Genomic DNA, 16,481 nt, shown 5'->3' on the forward strand with positions numbered 1-16,481 from the left:
GCCGGGGACCGTCCCGGTCCCCGGCCCCTCGTGCACGTCTCAGTCGGTGGAGGGGGCCTTCGCCTCCGCCTCCTCGGCGGACTCGTAGTGGGACTGCTGGAAGCGCTCGCGGGCCTCGGCCACGAGGCGCTCGGCGGTCTCCCGGCCCTCCCAGCCCTCGCCCTTGACCCACTTGTTGGGCTCGAGGTCCTTGTAGCGCTCGAAGAAGTGCTGGATCTCCTTGAGCTTGAACTCGTCGACGTCGTCCAGACCCTGGATGTGGTCGTAGCGCTTGTCCGTGGACACGCACAGGATCTTCGCGTCCCCGCCGGCCTCGTCGTTCATGTTGAACACGGCGATCGGGCGGGACTCCACGAGCACGCCCGGGACGATCGCGAAGTCGAGCAGGACCAGGGCGTCCAGGGGATCGCCGTCCTCGCCCAGGCTGTCCTCGAAGTAGCCGTAGTGCGCCGGGTACTGCATCGACGTGAACAGGACGCGGTCCAGGCGCAGGCGGCCGGTCTCGTGGTCGATCTCGTACTTCACGCGGGACCCGCTGGGGATCTCGATGGTGACGTCCAACTCCATGGTGTTCTCCTCGTGCTGGGGTGGGCTCGTGCCGGGCAGGCCGCGGAGCGCTGGCAGTGGCCGGCGGGGGCCGGGCACGGCCGCCGCCGGCCGCGCGGGTGGGCCGGATCCGGGCACCACGATAGCCGTGGCGCACTGGGCGGCGGTAACCACGGGCCCGCAGCGGGTTCCCGGGCACGGCCCCGGGTCCTCCGGGGTCGCTCTGTGACCGGCCGCGGCGCCCGGCGTCCGGGGGTGTGGTTGCATGAGGGCATGAGCGCAGCACAGAGCACCCCGGACGCGCCGGGAATCGTCCGGTGGGACCTCGCGGCCACGGCCGCCGCCCGGTTCACCCCGGCGGGTCCCGCGATCTCCGCCCGGGCCATGCGCCTCGCGGTGGCGTCCCTGCGCCGCCACGCCGAGTCCTCGGTGGACCACGTCCACCGGATCAGCGGGCTGGACGCGGCCCGGGACCTGCGGGACTCCACGGTCCTGGTGGTGGACCGGGCCGGCTGGTCGAAGGCCAACGCCCAGAGCTTCGAGGTGCTCATGGAGCCCGCGGTCGAGGCCCTCCGCAGGAGGCGGCCCGAGCAGTTCGGCGCGGCCGCCACGGCGCTGGGCGGAACGGCCGCCGCGATGGAGATGGCCGCGGTGCTCGGCTTCCTGTCGGCGAAGGTCCTGGGCCAGTACGACCCGTACGCGGGTCTGGTCTCCGCGGTGGCCGCGCAGCGCCACCCCGGCGGCCGGCTCATGCTCGTGGCCCCCAACATCCTCACCGTGGAGCGGGAGCTCAACGTGGAGCCGGAGGACTTCCGGCTCTGGGTCTGCCTGCACGAGCAGACGCACCGCGTCCAGTTCGCCGCCGCACCCTGGCTGCGCGAGCACATGCTGGCGCAGATCACCGAGCTCGCGGACTCCCTCATGGGGCAGCCCGACACCCTGCGCGCCCGCCTCGCCGAGGCCGTCCGCTCCCTGCCCGGACGGGCGACGGAGGGGCCGAGGCCGCCCCTCGGCGTCGTCGGCCTGCTCATGGGCCGGCGCGAGAAGGAGGTCCTCTCCCACCTGACCGCCGTCATGAGCCTGCTCGAGGGCCACGCGAACTTCGTGATGGACGGTGTGGACGCCTCGGTGGTTCCGTCCGTGAAGACCATCCGCCGCCGCTTCGAGCGGCGTTCCGAGCTGCAGGGGGCGCTGGACCGGTTCGTCCGGCGGCTGCTCGGCATGGACGCCAAGATGCGCCAGTACCGTGACGGGCAACGCTTCGTCGAGCACGTGGTGGGCGCCGTGGGCCTGGGCCGCTTCAACAGGGTCTGGGACGCTCCGGAGAACCTGCCCACGGAGGCCGAGATCCACGACCCGGCGGCGTGGATCGCCCGGGTCCTCGGCGGCGGAGCACCCCCCGCCTGAGGGCCCGCGCCCGCCGCGGCGAGAAATGTGGTACACGTCTCACACCCCCCTCTGACATGCATTTTCATGTACTTTGCGGGGTGTCCGGCCGTGCCCCGGGATTCCGGTCACGACGCGACACGCGATAGGTCGGATCACTTTTGTGTGACAGAATTTTTACGTGAGCACAGAGAACATCGATCAGCAGGTCAAGCTGTACGGCCGCCCCCTGTCGGAGCGCTTCGGCAGCGTGGTCCAGGCCTACGGCATCACCCAGCGGCGCCTGGCCGAGGTCCTCGGCCTGTCCGCCCCCATGCTGTCGCAGCTCAACAGCGGCCGCCGGATCAAGATCGGCAACCCCGCGGTCTACGAGCGCCTGGTCATGCTGGAGCAGCGCATCGGCACCCCGGACATCGAGGAGACGCTCTCGGCGGTCGAGGCGTCCCAGCCGGTGCTGTCGACCACGCAGATCGAGGCGGGCATCCACAGCGAGACCAACGCCGTGGCCGCGCTGGCGCACGTGGTCCCCTCGCACGAGCTCGAGGCCGCCCTGGACCTGCTGGGCGAGACCGCGCCCACCCTCGCGAAGGTCGTGCGACTGGCCGTGCGCGAGGCCCGCAACCAGGCAGGAACTCGCGAGGACGCCCGGCGGTGACCCAGTTCGCCCGTCGCGGCCGGCTGTCCCCGGACGTCGCCGCGGGGCGGCGGCGCGTGCTCGACAGCGTCCGCCGGGACGTCGGTCCCACCGGCTCCGAGCCGCCGCTCGTCCTGGTGGCCTGCAGCGGCGGCCCCGACTCGCTGGCACTGGCGGCCGTCGCGGCGCACTGGGGCCGGCGCGGGACCCTGCGCGTGGGCGGCGTCGTGGTGGACCACGGGCTCCAGCCGGGGTCCGCGGAGGTGGCGCGGCGCACCGCCCACGGGCTCGAGGAGCTCGGCCTGGCGCCCGTGGCCGTCACGGCCGTGGAGGTCCGCCGCGAGGCCGGCGGGCCGGAGATGGCCGCTCGGGACGCCCGGTACGCGGGGATCTCCCGCGTGGTGGAGCGCACCGGCGCGGCCGCCGTGCTGCTCGGGCACACCCTCGACGACCAGGCGGAGTCGGTGCTGCTGGGCCTGGCCCGCGGCTCCGGCACCCGCTCCCTGGCCGGCATGCCCCCGGCGCGGGAGCTGGACGGCGTCACCTACCTCCGTCCTTTCCTGGACCTCTCCCGCGAGCAGACGCTGCGGATCTGCGCCGCCGAGCAGCTCGAGCCGTGGCACGACCCCACCAACGCGGACACGACCCTCATGCGCTCCCGCGTCCGCCACCGGGTGCTGCCGGTGCTCGAGGCCGAGCTGGGGCCCGGGGTGGCCCGCGCCCTGGCCCGTTCCGCGGCCATCCTCGGCCCGGACGCCGACTACCTCGACGACGCCGCGCAGGAGCTGCTGTGCCGCGCCCGGGGCGCCGCTCCGGAGCGCTCCGGAGCGGTGGTCCTCGACCTGGAGACGCTGCGGGCGGCCCACCCCGCGCTGCGCCGCCGCGCGCTCTCCGCCGCGGTGGTCGCGGCCGGCGGGGAGACCCCCGCCCACGAACGGCTCGGCGCGCTCGACGCGTTCGCCTCGGGGCACGGCGCCGCGGGGCCTGTGCAGATGGCGGGTAGGGTGTCCGTGTGGCGCCGCCGCCCGCCGGCCGGCACCCGTGGCACGGGGCACCTGGAGCTCGTCCGCCCGTGTCCTGCGGGTCCGGAGCGCGACGCCGAACGCCCATCCGTTTCCGCATCGCACGAGGAGCGCCGTGAAGGCTGAGGACGTCCAGGGAGACCTCACCGAGGTCCTGTTCACCAAGGAAGAGATCGAGGCGAGGATCGCCGAGCTGGCGGCCGCCGTGGACGCCGACTACCAGGGGCGCGACGTCCTGCTCGTGGGTGTGCTCAAGGGCGCGGTGATGGTCATGGCGGACCTGTGCCGCGCGCTCAAGGGCCAGTACCCCATGGACTGGATGGCGGTGTCCTCCTACGGCTCGGGGACCAAGTCCTCCGGGGTCGTGCGCATCCTCAAGGACCTCGACACCGACCTCACCGGGCGTGACGTGCTCATCGTCGAGGACATCATCGACTCCGGTCTGACCCTGTCGTGGCTGCGCGCGAACCTGGTGTCACGCCACGCCGCCTCCGTGGAGATCTGCACGCTGCTGCGCAAGCCCGAGGCCGCCAAGACCTCGATCGACGTCCGGTACGTCGGGTGGGACATCCCCAACGAGTTCGTCGTCGGCTACGGGCTCGACTACGCCGAGAAGTACCGCAACCTGGACTGCATCGCGACGCTGTCCCCGCACGTCTACCAGTGAGGGCGCCGGCCCGCGCGGAGCCTCCGCCGGGAGCCGGGCCTCCCGCCGGTCCGGCCCCGCTGTCCGCTGACAGGGAACTCCGGGCTCCCTCCGGGTGAGCCCGCGAGCGCGGGCGGTACATTGAAGTCCTGCGTCCTGCGGACCGGCGGCTCCGGGCGGGCTCCGGGCCGGGGCAGCGGACAACCATCCACGGGAGGATCAGCGGCTTGGCCACGGCGAAAAAACCCAACAACTTCTTCAAGGGACCCTGGTTCTGGATCCTGCTGGCCGTCCTCGTCCTCTTCCCCGTCGTGGGGTCCCTCACCACGGGCTCCTCGGGGCGCGTGGACACCAACGTCGGCCTCGAGCTGCTCGCGGACGGCAAGGTCTCCGAGGCGAAGATCTACGACGGCCAGCAGAAGGTCGAGCTCCAGCTCGAGGAGGACCTGTCCCTCGACGGCCAGGAGCTCGGGCGCAGCGTCGAGTTCTACTACGTGACCCCCCGCGGCGACGAGGTCGTCGAGGCCATGAACGCGGCCGACCTCGAAGGGTTCACGGACCAGCCCGTGGAGAACAACTGGTTCACCAACCTCCTGGGCTTCCTCCTGCCGTTCCTGATCATCCTGGCGATCTTCTGGTTCGTCCTCTCCCGCATGCAGGGCGGGGGCTCGCAGGTGATGCGCTTCGGCCGGTCGCGGGCGAAGATGTTCGACAAGGACAATCCCACGGTCACCTTCGCCGACGTCGCCGGCGCGGACGAGGCCGTCCAGGAGCTGGACGAGATCAAGCAGTTCCTCGTGGAGCGGGACCGGTTCACGGCCCTCGGCGCGAAGGTGCCCAAGGGCGTGCTGCTCTACGGCCCCCCGGGCACGGGCAAGACCCTGCTCGCGCGCGCGGTCGCCGGTGAGGCGGGTGTCCCGTTCTTCTCGATCTCCGGCTCGGACTTCGTGGAGATGTTCGTGGGCGTGGGGGCCTCCCGGGTGCGCGACCTCTTCCAGCAGGCCAAGGAGAACGCCCCCGCGATCATCTTCGTGGACGAGATCGACGCCGTGGGCCGCCAGCGCGGCGCCGGCATGGGAGGCGGCAACGACGAGCGCGAGCAGACCCTCAACCAGCTCCTCGTCGAGATGGACGGCTTCGACGCCACGACCAACGTGATCCTCATCGCGGCGACCAACCGCCCCGACGTCCTGGACCCCGCCCTGCTGCGTCCCGGCCGCTTCGACCGCCAGATCGGCGTGGACGCCCCGGACATGAAGGGGCGCCTGCAGATCCTGCGGGTGCACGCCCAGGGCAAGCCGCTCGCCGGCAACGTGGACCTCGCCGCCGTGGCCAAGCGCACCCCGGGCTTCACGGGCGCGGAGCTGGCGAACGTGATGAACGAGGCGGCGCTGCTCACGGCGCGCTCCCATGCCCAGCTCGTCGACGACCGCGCGGTGGACGAGGCCATCGACCGGGTGATCGCCGGCCCGCAGAAGCGCAGCCGGATCATGAAGGAGCTGGAGCGCAAGGTCACGGCCTACCACGAGGGCGGTCACGCGCTCGTGGCGGCCGCGCTGCGCAACACGGACCCGGTCACCAAGATCACGATCCTGCCCCGCGGCCGGGCCCTCGGCTACACCATGGTCATGCCCCTGGACGACAAGTACTCCACGACCCGCAACGAGCTGCTCGACCAGATGGCCTACGCCATGGGCGGGCGCGCCGCCGAGGAGATCGTCTTCCGGGACCCCTCCACCGGGGCGTCCAACGACATCCAGAAGGCCACGGACACGGCCCGCAAGATGGTCACCCAGTACGGCATGAGCGCCCGGGTGGGCTCCATCAAGCTGGGCGGCGACCACTCGGAGCCGTTCCTCGGCAGGGACGCGGCCGGCAGCGGGCGGGAGTACTCCGAGCGCACGGCCGCGATCGTCGACGAGGAGGTGCGGGCGCTGCTGGACCAGGCGCACGACGAGGCCTACGCGATCCTCATGGACAACCGGGACGTGCTCGACCGGCTGGCCCTCGAGCTGCTCGAGCGCGAGACGCTCAACGAGGCCGAGATCGCGGACCTGTTCCGCGACGTCCGCCAGCGCGAGCTCCGGCCGGTGTGGCTGTCCAAGGACACCCGTCCCGTCTCCGAGGTCCCGCCCGTGGTCACCCAGGCCGAACGCGAGGAGGCCCGTCGACTCCACGCCGAGGACCCGTCGAACCTGGCGCCCCAGGACCAGGCGGCCGCGGCCCGGCCCGAGCACCCGCTCGAGGTCCCCGAGCGCGGCCACTCGGAACCGCCGGGGGAGGGCCCCGGCGCCTCGGGCGCGGCCCAGCGCGATCCCCGTGAACCGGGGGAGCGCGGCGCCGGGAGCGCCACGGACTGAGCCCGGCCTAGGATGGAGCGACAGCCGGCCGGAGGAACGGGGACCCGTTCCGTCCCGCAGGACCGCAGACCCCGAAGGAGGCGTGGTGCCCCACGAGGCCCCCACGAACGAGACGAGCACGCACGACCCGTGCCTGGACGCCTTCGAGGCGCCGTACCCGGACCCCGCCCCCGAACTGGCTGCCGGCGCCGGCGCGGTCGACCAGGCCCGCGTCGCCGCGGCGGTGCGGGAGCTGCTCCTGGCCGTCGGTGAGGACCCCGACCGGGACGGCCTGCGAGGCACGCCGGGACGGGTGGCCCGGGCCTTCGCGGAGATGTTCGCGGGCCTGCACCAGGACCCGTCGGAGGTGCTCGGGACGACCTTCGACATCGGCCACTCCGAGATGGTCCTCGTCAAGGACATCCCCTTCTACTCCACGTGCGAGCACCACCTCGTGCCCTTCCACGGCCACGCCCACGTCGGCTACATCCCCGGCCACGACGGGATGGTCACGGGCCTGAGCAAGCTCGCCCGGCTCGTGGACCTCTACGCGCGCCGGCCCCAGGTGCAGGAACGGCTCACCACGCAGATCGTCGAGGCGATCGTGGAGCACCTCGCCCCGGCCGGGGTGATCGTCGTGATCGAGTGCGAGCACCTGTGCATGTCCATGCGCGGGGTGCGCAAGCCCGGGGCGAGGACCGTCACGTCCGCCGTCCGGGGGCAGCTGCGCGAGCCGGCCACCCGCGCCGAGGCCATGAGCCTCATCCTGGGGCGCTGAGCCCGTGCGGACGCCACCGCGCACCGGGCAGGGCCCCACCGGGTGGGGCTCCTTCGAGGCGCTGCCCACCGGCCGGACCCTCGTGATGGGCATCCTCAACGTCACTCCCGACTCCTTCAGCGACGGCGGCCTGCACGCCGGCCACGACGCCGCGATCGACCGGGGCCTGCAGATGATGGCCGAGGGCGCCGACATCGTGGACGTCGGCGGGGAGTCCACCCGTCCGGGCTCGGAACGCCTCGAGCCCGCGGAGGAGCAGCGCCGGATCCTGCCCGTCGTCGAGGCCCTCGCCACCGCGGGCGCCGTGCTCAGCGTGGACACCTACCACCCCGCCACGGCCGAGGCGGCCCTCGACGCCGGGGCGCACATCGTCAACGACGTCTCGGGCCTGTCCGTCTCCCCGGAGATGATCGACCTGGTCGCGCGGCGGCAGGCTCCCTACGTCCTCATGCACGCCCGCGGCACCCCGGCGACCATGGACGCGCTCGCCGACTACGACGACGTCGCCGGTGAGGTCCTGGCCGAGCTCGAGGGCCTGCGCGGCCGGCTCGTGGGCGCGGGGCTCGCGCCCGAGCGGATCGTGCTGGACCCGGGACTGGGCTTCGCCAAGCGGGGCGCCCAGAACTGGGAGCTGCTGCGCGCCCTGCCGCGCTTCACCGCCACCGGCCACCGGGTGCTCGTGGCCGCCTCCCGCAAGCGATTCCTCGGCACGCTCCTCGAGGAGGACGGCACGCCGCGGCCGGCCGGGCAGCGGGACGCCGCGACCGCCGCGGTCAGCGCGCTCGCCGCGCAGGGCGGGGCGTGGGCCGTGCGCGTGCACGACGTCCGCGCCGGCGCCGACGCGGTCGCGGCCGCGCACGCGTGGTGCGGCGTGGAGCCGGCGGTCCTGCGCCCGGGCCAGGCGCGGACCGGGGCACCGACCGGGGCGGTGCCGCGATGAACCGGGTGCCGCGCCCGGACGAGCGGGCAGGACGCCACCACGTCGCACCCACCCCCGACCGCCGGGACCGGATCAACCTGCTCGGCATCGGCGCGGTCGGCTACCACGGCGTCTTCGAGCAGGAGAAGCGCAGCGGGCAGCCGTTCTTCGTGGACCTCGTGATGTACCTGGACCTGGCCGCCGCGGGGGCCGCGGACGACGTCACCCTGACGGCGAACTACGGGGAGGTCGCCGAGGAGGTCCGGGACATCGTCATCGGCCCGAGCGTGAACCTCCTGGAGACCCTCGCCGACCGGATCGCGCGGCGCCTGCTCGAGCGCTTCCCCCTCGAGGCCGTGGAGGTCACGGTGCACAAGCCCAAGGCCCCCATCGAGGTGACGTTCTCCGACGTGTCGGTCACGATCTACCGGGAGCGCTGAGATGGGAACCGTGGCGGTCCTCGCGCTCGGCGCGAACCTCGGGGACCGGGAGGCCACCCTGCGCAGCGCGGCCGCGGACCTGGCGGAGGCCCCGAGGATCACGCTCACCCGCACCTCGCCCATCGTGCGCTCCAGGCCCGTCGGCGGGCCCCCCGGCCAGGACGACTACTTCAACGCGGTCGTGGAGGTGGACACGGAGCTGAGCCCCTTCGGGCTGCTGCGGGCCTGCCAGCAGATCGAGGAGCGCCACCACCGGGTCCGCTCCGAGCGCTGGGGGCCGCGCACCCTGGACATCGACATCGTCGTCTACGGCGGTCTGCGCCTCGACGAGCCCGACCTCACCGTCCCGCACCTGCACGCGGCCACCCGCGCGTTCGTGCTGGTGCCCTGGGCCCTGATGGACCCGGACGCCGTGCTGGAGGGGAGGCCGGTGGCCGAGCTCGCGCGCCGGGCCCCCGACCTCGGCGGCCTCGGCCCCGACACCGTCCCCCTGCTGCCGGCCGGGCCACCCGCGGCCGGCGGCGCGGACTGAGGGGCGGCGCCGTGCACGTGCTCACCGTCCCGGCGCTGCTGATGTGCGCCGCCGCCGCCGGCGCCGTCGGGTGGAGCGCCAACCGGCTGTCCACGGGTGCCGCGGGTCCGCTGCTGGTCCTGCCGTGGGTCTCGCTCGCGGCGTCCGGCGCCGTCGCGCTCGCGGTCCTGGTGCTCGGCCTGCGGGTCAAGAAGTACCAGGAGGGGGTGCGGCCCGAGCGCTTCGACCCCCTCGTCGCGGCCCGCACCGCGGCCGGGGCGCAGGCCGCGGCCTGGGCCGGCGCCATGCTGGGCGGGTGGCACGCCACCATCGCCGTCGAGCAGCTCTCCCTGCTGTCCGTGCGCTCGGAGCACGAGCCGCTGTGGGCGAGTCTGTCCCATGTCGCCTCGGGCGTCGTGCTCGTCGTCGTGGGCTGGGTCGTGGAGGGGTTCTGCAAGCTGCCCCCGGACGATCCCGAGGCCGAGGAGAGCGCCGAGTACCGTAGGCGGCGGGACAAGGAGCTCCCCGAGGGAGAAGGTGGATATGCCCGTGAGATCGGCGAACGAGCCCGCGCGCGGCCCCGCGGCCGGGGCGCGCGGTGACCGCCCGCCCCTGAGCAACCGTGCGATCGACCCGGAGGGCCTGGTCTGGAGCCGGGTCTCCCCGCGCCACGTCACGGTGGTCCTGCTCTCGACGCTGTTCGGCACCCTCTTCTGGACGGCGGCCCTGGGCTGGCCCGCGGTGCTGGCCGCCACGGGCGTGTGGCCCGCCGCGCCGCAGGCCCTGCTTCTCCTCCCGCCCGCCCTCGCCGTGACGCTGGGCACCGTCTCCGCGCTCCTGGCCCCCCGGCGGGTCCGGGCGATCGGCTACGCGGAGCGTGGCGAGGACCTCCTCGTCCGCAGGGGCCTGCTCTACCAGCGGGTCCTCGTCATCCCCTACGGGCGGATGCAGTACGTGGACGTGTCGGTCTCCCCGCTGCAGCGCACCTTCGGGCTGGCGACCGTGAAGCTGCACACGGCCGCCGTGGGCAGCCACGCCGAGATCCCGGGGGTGGACCATGCCGAGGCCTCTCGCCTGCGCGAGCGGCTCACCGCGCGCGGCCAGGCACTCCTGGCGGGCCTGTGAGCGCTGCGCCCGGGCCGGACGGCGCGCCCAGCAGCCCGCCGTGGCGCCGTGTCCACCCCCTGACCCCCGTGGTCAAGGGGTGGCTGGCGATCCTCGTGCTCGCGGGCGCCTTCGTCAACATCGTGCTCGACGACCTCGTGAGCGTCTACCTGGGCGGGGAGCGGCCGTCCCGGGATCTGGACCCGGGGCAGCTGGGCGGGCTGTTCTGGTGGTTACTGGCCGGGCTCGTCATGCTCGTGCTCCTCGCGGCGACGGCCGTGGTGCTCGTCTCGTGGTGGTTCACCCGGTACCAGGTGACCGCCGAGCACGTGCGAGTACGCTCCGGGGTGCTCTTCCGCCAGGAGCGCCAGGCCCGCCTGGACCGGGTCCAGGCCATCGACATCCACCGTCCCTTCCTGCCGAGGCTGCTGGGCCTGGCCCAGCTCACCTTCGAGGTCGCCGACGCGGGCCAGTCCGCGGTGGCCCTGTCCTACCTCACGCACGCCCAGGCCCGAGCCCTGCGCACCGAGCTCCTGGGCCGGCTCGGGCCGGGCACCCGCGGGCCGGCGCCGGCTGCGCCGGCCGGGATGCCGGCCGGGATGCCCGGGACCGGGCCCGTCCGGCGGCCCGCGCCCTGGGCCGCGGCCGGCGACGACGAGCAGCCGGTGCTCGCGGTGCCCGTGGACCGGCTGCTCGGCTCCGTGCTGGCCTCCGGCTCCGCCGTCGTGCTCGCCGTGCTCCTGGCCGCCGCGCCCGTCGCGGTCGTGCTGGACCCCGTCTCCGGGCCGGCGCTGCTGGCCGCCTGGCTCCCCGGCCTGCTCAGCTTCGGGGCCGTCGCCTACCGCCGGTTCGAGCAGGGCTACCGGTTCCGGCTGCTGCGCATCCCGGAGGGCATGCGGGTGCGCTACGGGCTGTTCAGCGTCCGTTCGCAGACGGTGCCGGCGGGCCGGATCCAGGCGGTCGGCGTGGACCACCCGCTGCTGTGGCGCCCGTTCGGGTGGTGCCGGGTGCGGGTCAACGTGGCCGGCTACGGCCCCGGGGCCGGTGAGAACGACGCCATGCGCTCGACCCTGCTCCCGGTCGGCACCCTCGCCGAGGTCCGCACGGTGCTGCGGCTGGCCCTGCCGCGGGCCTCGGAGGCCGACCTCGCGGTGCTGCTGGGAGAGGGCCTGCACGGCATCGGGGCGCACGGCCGCTACACCACGTCCCCGCGTCGGGCCCGGTGGCTGGACCCGCTCGTGCACCGTCGCACGGGCTTCGCCGCCACGGAGCAGCTGCTGGCCGTGCGGTCGGGGCGGCTGACCCGGCGCACGGCCGTGCTGCCCCACGAGAAGACGCAGTCCGTGGCGGTGCACCAGGGTCCGCTCGAGCGCGCCCTGGGTCTGGCCGACGTCCACCTGCACTCGACGCCGGGCCCCGTCCTCGTGGGCGTCCCGCACCTGGACACCGGTGTCGCGCGGGCGCTCGCCGCCGCGCAGTCGGCGCACGCCGCCGGCGCCCGTAGACTGGCCGACGCCCCGCCCCGACCCCAGGAGGACGCATGACGCACCCTTCCGCCCGACCGGGACGCCTCGGGGTGGGCGTCGTCAGCGCGGGAAAGGTCGGCGCCGTCCTGGGCGCCGCCCTGCGCGCGGCCGGCCACGCCGTGGTCGGGGTGAACGCGGTCTCCGAGGCCAGCCGCGACCGCGCCGGGGCCCTCCTGCCGGACGTGCCCGTCCTCGACGTCCCCGCCGTGCTCGAGCGCGCCGAGCTCGTGCTCCTGGCCGTGCCCGACGACGAGCTGCCCGGCCTCGTGCAGGGCCTCGCGGACGCCGGGCTGTGGCAGGCCGGCCAGCTGGTCGTGCACACGGCCGGGCGCTGGGGCACCGGCATCCTCGACCCCGCCCGCGCCGGCGGGGTCATCCCCCTGGCGATCCATCCCGCGATGACCTTCACCGGGATGAGCCTGGACCTCGCACGGCTGAGCGACTGCTCGTTCGGGATCACCGCCCCGGCGCCCGTGCTGCCCATCGCCCAGGCCCTCGTGGTCGAGATGGGGGCCGAGCCCGTGGTCGTCGCCGAGGCGGACCGCCCGCTGTACCACGCGGCGCTGGCCCACGGCTCCAACCACCTCATGACCGTCGCGGGTCAGTCCCTGCAGGTGCTGCGCGACATCGGCGTCGAGCACCCGGACCGCATGGTCGGCCCGCTGCTGCGCGCCACCCTGGACAACGCCCTCGCCGCGGGGGAGTCCGCCCTGACCGGGCCCGTCGCCCGCGGGGACGCCGGGACCGTGAGCGCCCACCGGAACGCCCTGGACGAGTACGCGCACGACCACGGCGGCGACGACGTCCTGCTGGCCTACCTCGACCTGGCCCGGGTCACCGCCCGCCGGGCGCTGGACCGCGGCCTGCTCGACCGCCCCCGCTACGAGGCCGTGCTCGCGGCCCTCGAGCTCACCGACGGGGAGGACGCCCCGTGAGCCCCGCCCCGCTGGTCTGCCGCGGCATCGGCGAGTTCCGCGAGGCGCTGGCCGATCGGCTCGGCGCGGCCTCCGGCGCCGTGTCGCTCGGCCTGGTCCCCACCATGGGCGCCCTGCACGAGGGCCACGGGCACCTCGTGCGGCTCGCCCGGCAGGAGAACGCGGTCGTCGCCGTGTCCGTCTTCGTCAACCCCCTGCAGTTCGGCCCGGACGAGGACTACGAGCGCTACCCGCGCGCGCTGGACGCAGACGTCGAGCTGCTCACCCGCCACGGGGCCGACCTCGTCCTCGCCCCGGCCCTCGAGCAGATGTACCCCGACGGCGAGCCGCTCGTGCGCGTCACCGCCGGCCGGCTCGGCGCCGTGCTCGACGGCGCGAGCCGCCCGGGCCACTTCGACGGGGCCCTGACCGTGGTCAACAAGCTGCTCAACATCGCCCGCCCGCCGGTGCCGGCCCGTTTCCGGGCCTACTTCGGGGAGAAGGACGCCCAGCAGCTGCTCCTGGTGCGGCGGATGGTCGCCGACTTCGACCTGCCCGTCGAGATCCGCCCCGTGCCGATCGTGCGCGACGACGACGGCCTGGCCCTCTCCTCCCGCAACCGCTACCTGGACCCGGCGCAGCGTCGCTCGGCCCTCGTCCTCTCCCGCGCGCTCCGGGAGCTGGCCGCGGGGCAGGTCGGCCTCGAGGCCGCGCGCGCCCGGATCGACGCCGAGGACGGCGTCCGGCTGGACTACCTGGTGGTCGTGGACCCGCGCACGCTGGAGCCCGCCGAGCCCGCACCGGGAGCGCTGGCCCTCGTGGCCGCCCACGTGGGGAGCACCCGGCTGATCGACAACCTGGCGCTCTGATCCTTCGGTCGGCGGCCGTGCGCCCGGTCGCCGACGGAGGGGGATTTGACCCCTCCGGTTATCCTGGACAACTGTGACCAACGCGCAGAACCCCGCCCCGACCGTCCAGGACCAGGCCGCCGAGCGGAGGGCCGCCGAACAGGCGGAGCTCTCCGACCAGATGCAGTTCCGGCTCGCCAAGCGGGCCCGCCTGCTGGACTCGGGGCGGGAGGCCTACCCGGTGGGCGTCGAGCGCACGCACACCCTCGCGCAGGTCCGGGAGGCCCACGGCCACCTGGAGCCGGGTCAGGAGACCGGGGAGGACGTCGGCGTGGCCGGCCGTGTGGTCTTCGTGCGCAACACCGGCAAGCTGTGCTTCGCGACCCTCCAGGAGGGGGACGGCACCCGGTTGCAGGTCATGCTCTCCCTCGCCAAGGTCGGCGAGGAGTCGCTGGGGGAGTGGAAGGCCCTCGTGGACCTCGGCGACTTCGTGGCGGTGCACGGCGAGGTCGTCGCCTCCCGCCGCGGGGAGCTGTCCGTCATGGCCGACGCGTGGTCCATGGCCGCCAAGGCCCTGCGCCCCCTGCCCACGCTGCACCACGAGCTCAGCGAGGAGACCCGCGTGCGGCGGCGCTACCTGGACCTGATCGTGCGGCCCGAGGCGCGCGAGGTCGTCCTCCAGCGGGCCGCCATCATCCGCACGGTGCGTGACGTCCTGGCCTCGCACGGCTACGTGGAGATCGAGACGCCCATGCTGCAGCTCGTGCACGGCGGAGCGACCGCCCGTCCGTTCCGCACGCACCTCAACGCCTTCGACCAGGACATGACCCTGCGCATCGCCACGGAGCTCTACCTCAAGAAGGCCGTGGTCGGAGGGATCGAGCGGGTCTTCGAGATCGGCAAGGTGTTCCGCAACGAGGGCGTCGACTCCTCGCACAGCCCGGAGTTCACCACGCTGGAGGCGTACGAGGCCTACGGGGACCAGTTCACGATGGCGGAGCGGATCCGGGAGGTCGTCCTCGCCTGCGCGGACGCCCTGGGCGTGGACACGGTCGAGACGGAGCGCGGCACGATCGACCTGCGGGGCGAGTGGCGCTGGCTGTCCGTGTACCCGGGGCTGTCCGAGGCCGTGGGGGAGCAGATCACGCCCGGGACCCCGGTGGACGTCCTGCGGCGGGTGGCCGAACGGCACGAGGTGCCGGTGGACCCCGCCTGGGGCGCGGAGACCCTCGTCCTGGAGCTGTTCGGCGAGATCGTGGAGCCCACGCTGATCCAGCCGACGTTCGTGTGCGACTACCCGCCCTCGGCGCAGCCGCTGGCCCGTCCGCACCGGTCCGAGGAGGGGGTGATCGAGGCGTGGGACCTGATCATCGGCGGCATGGAGCGGGGCACGGCCTTCTCCGAGCTGATCGACCCGGTCGTCCAGCGGGAGCGCCTCACCGAGCAGTCCCGCCGTGCCGCGGCGGGGGACGACGAGGCCATGCAGCTGGACGAGGACTTCCTGCGCGCCCTGGAGCACGGCGCCCCGCCCATGGGCGGCCTGGGCCTCGGCCTGGACCGGCTGATCATGCTCTTCACCGATCTGGGGATCCGGGAGACCATCCTCTTCCCTCTCATGAAGCCGGAACAGGACTGATCGCGGCCGCCGCGGTCCCAGCCTCCGCCCAGACCCTTCCGGGAGAATCGCACCCATGGAGTACATCGCCGTCCTGCTGCCCTCGATCTGCGTGGGAATCATCTTCTGGTTCGTGCTGCGGGGGATCCTCCGCGGGGACCGCACGGAGCGCAATGTGCAGTCCCGCTCGCAGGACGACGCGCGGCGCTGGTACGAGGAGCTCAAGGAGCGCGACGGGGACGACCTCCCCTTCGGCCGTCCCTCCCGCAGGGACCGCCGGACCGGACGCTGACCGACCGACCCGCGCCGCGGCAGGTCGGTGGGGCGCCGAAAAGACCCCGCCATATCCATGAATTCGAATCCGGGATCTTCTCGCGTTCTTTCCCCGCGTCTTTGCCGGGGCGTCTTTGCCGGGACGAATTCCTTCCCCACCGGAAGTGGTGACGAATTGCCGTCGATAAATGTAGGATAAACTCATCGGCATCGGGAGCGCGGGTAACCGGCGCAGGACAGTAATTCCGGATCCACGGACCCCGGCCGATACAGGGGGGATTCCGCAGCACCTGTGGGCGCGCCGTTCCGGCGTGCCCCGGACAAGACGAGCGCCGAGAGGCGGAGGAGAGTTCGCACCATGGCCCAGACCGTGAAGATCATTCTCGAGGACGACCTCGACGGCGGTCCCGCAGAGGAGACCGTCCGGTTCGGCCTCGACGGCGCGCAGTACGAGATCGACCTCTCGGACGAGAACGCCGCGCGCCTGCGCGACGCCGTGCGGCCGTTCATCGCCAAGGCGCGGCGTGCCCCGGCGAAGCCGGCGGGCAAGCAGGCGCGCTCGGGCGCGGCCCGTCCCACCGGCAAGTCCAACCCGGACACGGCCGCCATCCGGAAATGGGCCCGTGAGCACGGCCACCCGGTCTCCGACCGGGGCCGGATCCACCAGGACGTCCAGAAGGCGTACTACGAAGCGCACCAGTGATTCCGCACCGCCGGTGATGAATCACGGGGGAGGGGCCTGACGGTCCCTCCCCCTTTCTCGTCGGATCGGTCCGGGGGAAGAACCGGCCGCGGCCGGTCCGCTTCTCGGTGGGACACCTGTGGGCCGGTGCGGGGACAATTCCCGGATTACTTTTTCCTGACCTGGGACTCCGCCGCGGGGGACGGGAATTCCCGGAATGTCCGGATCCTTTTCCGGGGTGCGCAGGGGCCGCCCGGCGTCCCCGTCTCGCCGGTGGCGAACAGGCGCCCACCGGCCC

18 protein-coding genes are annotated in these 16,481 nt (G+C 73.8%); 17 read left to right on the forward strand and 1 reads right to left on the reverse strand.

Annotation, left to right across the window (positions count from 1 at the left end):
- Positions 1-39 precede the first annotated feature (39 nt).
- Positions 40-567 carry an inorganic diphosphatase gene (locus ACH9EU_RS16400; RefSeq protein ID WP_396414974.1) on the reverse strand — a complete coding sequence of 176 codons (528 nt, stop codon included), beginning with the start codon at positions 565-567 and terminating at the stop codon, positions 40-42.
- A 252-nt stretch (positions 568-819) separates the two neighbouring features.
- Here ACH9EU_RS16400 and ACH9EU_RS16405 point away from each other — a divergent pair, with 252 nt between their 5' ends.
- The 17 genes from ACH9EU_RS16405 to ACH9EU_RS16485 all read left to right on the forward strand — a co-directional run bounded on the left by ACH9EU_RS16405 (position 820) and on the right by ACH9EU_RS16485 (position 16,204).
- Positions 820-1,953 carry a zinc-dependent metalloprotease gene (locus tag ACH9EU_RS16405; RefSeq protein ID WP_396414975.1) on the forward strand — a complete coding sequence of 378 codons (1,134 nt, stop codon included), beginning with the start codon at positions 820-822 and terminating at the stop codon, positions 1,951-1,953.
- Positions 1,954-2,113: 160 nt separating this feature from the next.
- Positions 2,114-2,587: a DNA-binding protein gene (locus tag ACH9EU_RS16410; protein ID WP_396414976.1), complete on the forward strand. Its 474-nt coding sequence runs from the start codon at positions 2,114-2,116 to the stop codon at positions 2,585-2,587.
- Positions 2,584-3,714, forward strand: a complete 1,131-nt coding sequence (gene tilS, locus ACH9EU_RS16415; protein WP_396414977.1) for a tRNA lysidine(34) synthetase TilS — start codon at positions 2,584-2,586, stop codon at positions 3,712-3,714. The genes ACH9EU_RS16410 and tilS overlap by 4 nt, the downstream gene beginning before the upstream one ends.
- The gene (hpt, locus tag ACH9EU_RS16420; protein ID WP_396414978.1) at positions 3,704-4,255 is read left to right on the forward strand and encodes a hypoxanthine phosphoribosyltransferase; all 552 of its coding nucleotides are present in this window, start codon (positions 3,704-3,706) and stop codon (positions 4,253-4,255) included. The genes tilS and hpt overlap by 11 nt, the downstream gene beginning before the upstream one ends.
- 206 nt (positions 4,256-4,461) lie before the next feature.
- Entirely contained in the window at positions 4,462-6,594 is a 2,133-nt protein-coding gene (gene ftsH / locus ACH9EU_RS16425; protein ID WP_396414979.1) for an ATP-dependent zinc metalloprotease FtsH, read from the forward strand.
- A 175-nt stretch (positions 6,595-6,769) separates the two neighbouring features.
- On the forward strand, positions 6,770-7,351 hold the full coding sequence (gene folE, locus ACH9EU_RS16430; protein ID WP_396415031.1) for a GTP cyclohydrolase I FolE: 582 nt from the start codon (positions 6,770-6,772) through the stop codon (positions 7,349-7,351).
- Positions 7,352-7,355: 4 nt separating this feature from the next.
- Positions 7,356-8,291 (forward strand): dihydropteroate synthase, encoded by a 936-nt coding sequence (gene folP / locus ACH9EU_RS16435; protein ID WP_396414980.1) that lies wholly within the window; start codon positions 7,356-7,358, stop codon positions 8,289-8,291.
- The gene (gene folB, locus ACH9EU_RS16440) at positions 8,288-8,710 is read left to right on the forward strand and encodes a dihydroneopterin aldolase (RefSeq protein ID WP_396414981.1); all 423 of its coding nucleotides are present in this window, start codon (positions 8,288-8,290) and stop codon (positions 8,708-8,710) included. Before folP ends, folB begins: the two co-directional genes overlap by 4 nt.
- 1 nt (position 8,711) lies before the next feature.
- A complete protein-coding gene (folK, locus tag ACH9EU_RS16445) occupies positions 8,712-9,242 on the forward strand; it encodes a 2-amino-4-hydroxy-6-hydroxymethyldihydropteridine diphosphokinase (protein WP_396414982.1) in 531 nt (176 codons plus the stop codon).
- 11 nt (positions 9,243-9,253) lie between these two features.
- Entirely contained in the window at positions 9,254-9,823 is a 570-nt protein-coding gene (locus tag ACH9EU_RS16450; protein ID WP_396414983.1) for a DUF3180 family protein, read from the forward strand.
- A 10-nt stretch (positions 9,824-9,833) separates the two neighbouring features.
- Positions 9,834-10,346: a PH domain-containing protein gene (locus tag ACH9EU_RS16455; protein WP_396415032.1), complete on the forward strand. Its 513-nt coding sequence runs from the start codon at positions 9,834-9,836 to the stop codon at positions 10,344-10,346.
- Positions 10,343-11,869, forward strand: a complete 1,527-nt coding sequence (locus ACH9EU_RS16460; RefSeq protein ID WP_396414984.1) for a PH domain-containing protein — start codon at positions 10,343-10,345, stop codon at positions 11,867-11,869. Before ACH9EU_RS16455 ends, ACH9EU_RS16460 begins: the two co-directional genes overlap by 4 nt.
- Entirely contained in the window at positions 11,866-12,786 is a 921-nt protein-coding gene (locus ACH9EU_RS16465; RefSeq protein WP_396414985.1) for a DUF2520 domain-containing protein, read from the forward strand. Before ACH9EU_RS16460 ends, ACH9EU_RS16465 begins: the two co-directional genes overlap by 4 nt.
- Positions 12,783-13,634, forward strand: coding sequence for a pantoate--beta-alanine ligase (gene panC, locus ACH9EU_RS16470; RefSeq protein ID WP_396414986.1), 852 nt, complete (start codon positions 12,783-12,785; stop codon positions 13,632-13,634). Before ACH9EU_RS16465 ends, panC begins: the two co-directional genes overlap by 4 nt.
- A 73-nt stretch (positions 13,635-13,707) precedes the next feature.
- Positions 13,708-15,249 carry a lysine--tRNA ligase gene (gene lysS, locus ACH9EU_RS16475; RefSeq protein ID WP_396414987.1) on the forward strand — a complete coding sequence of 514 codons (1,542 nt, stop codon included), beginning with the start codon at positions 13,708-13,710 and terminating at the stop codon, positions 15,247-15,249.
- 55 nt (positions 15,250-15,304) lie between these two features.
- On the forward strand, positions 15,305-15,520 hold the full coding sequence (locus ACH9EU_RS16480; protein ID WP_396414988.1) for a hypothetical protein: 216 nt from the start codon (positions 15,305-15,307) through the stop codon (positions 15,518-15,520).
- 339 nt (positions 15,521-15,859) lie between these two features.
- Entirely contained in the window at positions 15,860-16,204 is a 345-nt protein-coding gene (locus tag ACH9EU_RS16485; RefSeq protein ID WP_396414989.1) for an Lsr2 dimerization domain-containing protein, read from the forward strand.
- The last annotated feature ends 277 nt before the right edge of the window (positions 16,205-16,481 follow it).

Origin of the sequence: Kocuria rhizosphaerae (assembly GCF_044462265.1) — a bacterium.
Taxonomy (GTDB): domain Bacteria; phylum Actinomycetota; class Actinomycetes; order Actinomycetales; family Micrococcaceae; genus Kocuria; species Kocuria rhizosphaerae.